Below are 4,140 nucleotides of genomic sequence, written 5' to 3'. Positions count from 1 at the left end.
TCGCGCGCCGCCTCGGGCGAGAGCAGCGCCAGCCGGCCGATGGGCTGGTCCGGTGCCTGCACGGCCGAGCGCAGCAGGCACTCGAACATGTCGAGCCAGCGCCGCACGCTGGCCTCGTCGAACAGGCCGGTGTTGTACTGGGCCTCGACCACCAGGCCGCCCTCGGCCGGCCGCAGGTTGAGGAACAGCTCGAAGTTCTCGTAGCGCCGCGGCACCGTGTCCTGCGTGACCGCGAGGCCGGCGAAGTTCTGCGCGCTGCCGGCCACGTCGGGGTCGAGGTTGAACATCACGCTCACCAGCGGCTGGCGGCTCGCGTCGCGCTCGAGCGAGAGCTTGCCGAGCAGCGCGCCATAGGTCAGCGACTGGTGCTCGAAGGCATCGAGCACGGCTGTGCCGCATTCGCCCATCAACGCGTCGAAGCGCAGTTGCCCGCCCACCGCGAGACGCAGCGGCAGCAGGTTCACGCAGTGGCCGACCAGCCCCGGCATGTCGCGCGAGAGTTGGCCCGAGGCGGGAATGCCGATCACGATGTCGTCCTGCCCGCTCAGGCGGTGCAGCGTGGCGGCGAACGCGGCCAGCAGCCCCGCGAACAGGCTGGTGCCGGACTTCGCGCTCGCGGCACGCATCGCGCTCACCAGCACGCGATCGAGCCGACGCTCGATGCGTTGCGAATCGAAGCCGCGCACCGCCGGGCGCGGCCGGTCGGTCGGCAGCTCGAGCACCGGCAGGCTACCGGCGAAGCGCGCCAGCCAATGGTCGACATGCGCCTGCATGGCGGGCCCGGCCGCCTCGGCGGCTTCCTCTGCCGCGAAGGCCGCGTAGCTCGGCGCGGTGCGCAGCGGCAGTCCCTCGCCGATCTCGTCGGCATAGAGATGGCCGAGCTGCTCGGCGATGACCGCCCACGACCAGCCATCGCACACCACGTGGTGCGCCGACATCACGAGCTCATGCTCGGCATCGCCGAGCCGGTACAGCGCGGCCCGGAACAACGGACCGTGCTCGAGCGGGAATGGGGTGCACACCGCGTCTCGGTGCGCGGCGTCGAGCGCCTGCGCGCGGCCCGTCGCATCGAGCGTGCGCAGGTCGCGCAGCTCGAGGGCCGGCGCGTCGCCGCCGCCGACCAGCATGCTGCGGCCGTCGAGCGAGAGGGTGGCGCGCAGCGACTGGTGGCGCTGCACCAGCCGCGCCAGCGCGCGCGACAGGGCCGGGCCATCGAGCGTGCCGCGCAGCCGCAACAGCACCGATTCGTTGTAGGCCAGCGAGGCCTCGGCGCTCAGCATGGCGCCGAGCCAGACCTCGCGCTGCGATTCGGTGGTGGGAATCACGCACTCGACGCTGCCGCGGGCCGGCGCGGTGTCGATGGCATCGGGGGTGGGGCGAAGCACGGCGTTCATGCGACCGCCTTGGCGTTCGCGCCACCGGCCGGGGACTGGTCCGTCACCGCGGGCACCGCGCCGCCATCGACGGCCGGCACGTACCAGAAGGGCTGGCCGTCGACGTCGCGGGCGAGTACCGAGCCGTCCTGCGCGTTCTTGCGCACGTCGAAGCTCAAGGGACTGGGCGCGCGGCGCGGCAGGAAGTCCGACTCCTGCAGCTCGGCCACCGAGGCCTTGAACGCCGCCTGGATGGCCGCGATGTCCTGCGCGCCGTGGGCGCTGGTCAGGAAGCAGGGGAAGTTGTCGAGGATGTGGATGCCGCGGCTGCGCATCATGGCGAACAGCAGGTCCTGCAGCGGATGCTCCTCGAGCCAGTTGACGCGCCAGAGCGATCCGCAGTGCCGTATGGCGATCGGCGCGCCGACCTCCAGGCACCAGGCGCTCAGTTCGTCGGCCATGGCGCCGGTGCGCTGGTTCAGGCCCTCCTGCAGCGCCGCACCGGCCTCCTTCAGGTGCGTCAGCGCGGCCTTGGCCGCGGCCAGCGCAAGCGGATGGCGCACGAAGGTGCCCGCGAAGTAGGTGACGCCGACGCCCGGGATGGAGTCGTCGCCGTACTGCCAGGCGCCGCCGTCGAGCGCGTCCATGTAGGCGCGCCGGCCGGCGACCACACCGATCGGAAAGCCGCCGCCGATGACCTTGCCGTAGGTGGCGAGGTCGGCGCGCACGCCGAACAGCGCCTGCGCGCCGCCGAGCGCGACGCGAAAGCCGGTGATGACCTCATCGAAGACCAGGCAGCAGCCCTGCTGCTCGGTGATGGCGCGCAGCGCGTGCAGGAACTCGCGCGGCTGGAAGTCGGGCCGCCGGCTCTGCACCGGCTCGACCAGCACGGCCGCCAGCTCGCCGGCGTGCTCGCGGATGAAGGCCAGTGCCTCGGGCGTGCCGTAGTCGAGCACGCGGATGTCGCCGAACATGCCGCTCATCACGCCGGGCGCGGCGGACAGGCCCTTGGCGTTGCGGCCCGCGCGCACCAGCACCTCGTCGAAGGTGCCGTGGTAGGAGCCGGTGAACACCACCACCGTGCTGCGGCCGGTGACGGTGCGCGCGATGCGCAGCGCCGCCATCACCGCTTCGGAGCCGGTGTTGCAGAGGCCGGCGCGGTCGCTGCCGGTGAGCTCGCAGACCAGGCCGGCGACGTCGGCCGCCAGCGGGTGCTGCGGGCCGATCTCGTAGCCGGCCTCGAGCTGTCGGCGCACCGCCTCCTGCACGAAGTCGGGCTGCCAGCCGAACATGTTCATGCCGAAGCCGTTGAGCGCATCGACGTACTCGTTGCCGTCGATGTCCCAGAGCTTCGAGCCCTTGGAGCGCTCGACCACGATCTGGTAGACGATCTCCTTGGTCAGCGGCCGGAAGCCGTTGACCACGCGCGGATCGGCCATGTGGGGCCGGTTGTCCTCGGTGAACTGCTTGCTGCGGCGCGTGCGCTCGACATAGCGGCGCACGAAGGCCGCGAGCCGCGCCTGCTGCCGCGTGCTGGGCTCGGCCGTGCGCTGGGTGTGGATGCGCGCGATGGCGCCGAAGGCCTTGGCCACGTCGTAGCGCTGCGGGGGACTCGCGACCGGGACCGCCTCGGCGGCGGGCTGCGGGACGGCGACGGGGGCAGGTGCGACCGAGCCAGTGCCCGACAACAGCGCGAGCTGCTGGCGCATGATTTCCATTTGCTGCGCAATCAGTTGTGGCAGCTGGAATGCGCCTGCTTTTTCATCGAGCCGCGGGACCGCCATCGCGGGCATGACAGGCATCGCGGCGGCGCTCGGCGCCTCGTCCGGCAGGCTCTGGCGCAGGAAGGCGGCCAGCGCGTCGAAGCTGCGGTGCTTCTCCATCAGTTGCCTGAAGCTCAGCTCGACCTTGAAGTGCTTGCGAATCTGCGTCGCGGCCTGCGTCAGCGTCAAGGAGTCGAGCCCGAGTTCGGCGAAGGGCGCATGCCCGTCGGCCTGCGCCATGTCGAGGCCGCAGATGTCCTCGAACAGCGCGCGCAGGCGAGCGTCCAGGGTGGACGCGGACGCGGGGGGAAGAGGCGGGGGCGTTGCAACGGTCACGGTGGACTCCAGGGCGATCGGGGGGACGAGGGGTGCGGCGGCTGGCGTGGCGGCCGTGGCGGAAGCGGAAAGAGGGGGCGCGATGTCGACCCAGCAGCGCTGGCGCTCGAACGGCGTGGTCGGCAAGCGCACGCGCCGCGCATCGGTTCGGTTCGACAGGCGCGCGAGCTCGATCTCGGCGCCGCAGGTCCACAGCCGCGCGCAGGCCAGCCGCAGCAGCGCCACCTCGTCGGCCGGATCGCCATGCAGCAGCGATACCGCCGTGCCTGCGTGCTGGCGCGCGAGCGTGGCCAGCGTGTTGCGCGGCCCGGTCTCGACGAACAGCGGCTGCGACAGCCGCGCGAGGGTGTCGCGCAGCGCGGGCGAGAAGCGCACGGTGCCGCGCACATGCTGGGCCCAGTAAGCGGCGCTGGTGGCTTCCACCTCGCCGAGCGGCTGGCCCGTGAGTGTCGAGACGATGGGAATCCGCGGCGCGCACAGCACCACCTGCCGCACCAGCGCCTCGAAGGGCGCGACCACCTCGTCCATCATCGACGAGTGGAAGGCGTGCGAGGTCTGCAGCGCGCGGCTCGCAATGTCCTCCTTCAGCAGCGAGGCCTGCAGGGCGGCGATGGCCTCCGACGGCCCCGCCGCCACGCAGGCCGTGGGGCCGTTGTCCGCCGCGAGCG

The 4,140-nt window shown here is 72.2% G+C and carries 2 protein-coding genes; both read right to left on the bottom strand.

Going from position 1 to position 4,140, the window contains the following annotated elements:
* Positions 1–1,394 (bottom strand): condensation domain-containing protein (locus tag AC27VN_RS34500; RefSeq protein WP_490879504.1); only part of this gene is annotated, 1,394 nt, incomplete at its 3' end.
* A partial coding sequence (locus tag AC27VN_RS34495) for an aminotransferase class III-fold pyridoxal phosphate-dependent enzyme (RefSeq protein ID WP_490879503.1) occupies positions 1,391–4,140 on the bottom strand: 2,750 nt, incomplete at its 5' end. The genes AC27VN_RS34500 and AC27VN_RS34495, both read right to left, overlap by 4 nt.

The organism is Variovorax sp. 20P10.2.4, from assembly GCF_058244205.1.
Note: the sequence above shows the minus strand (reverse complement) of the source record. Positions and strands in the feature narration are given on the sequence as shown.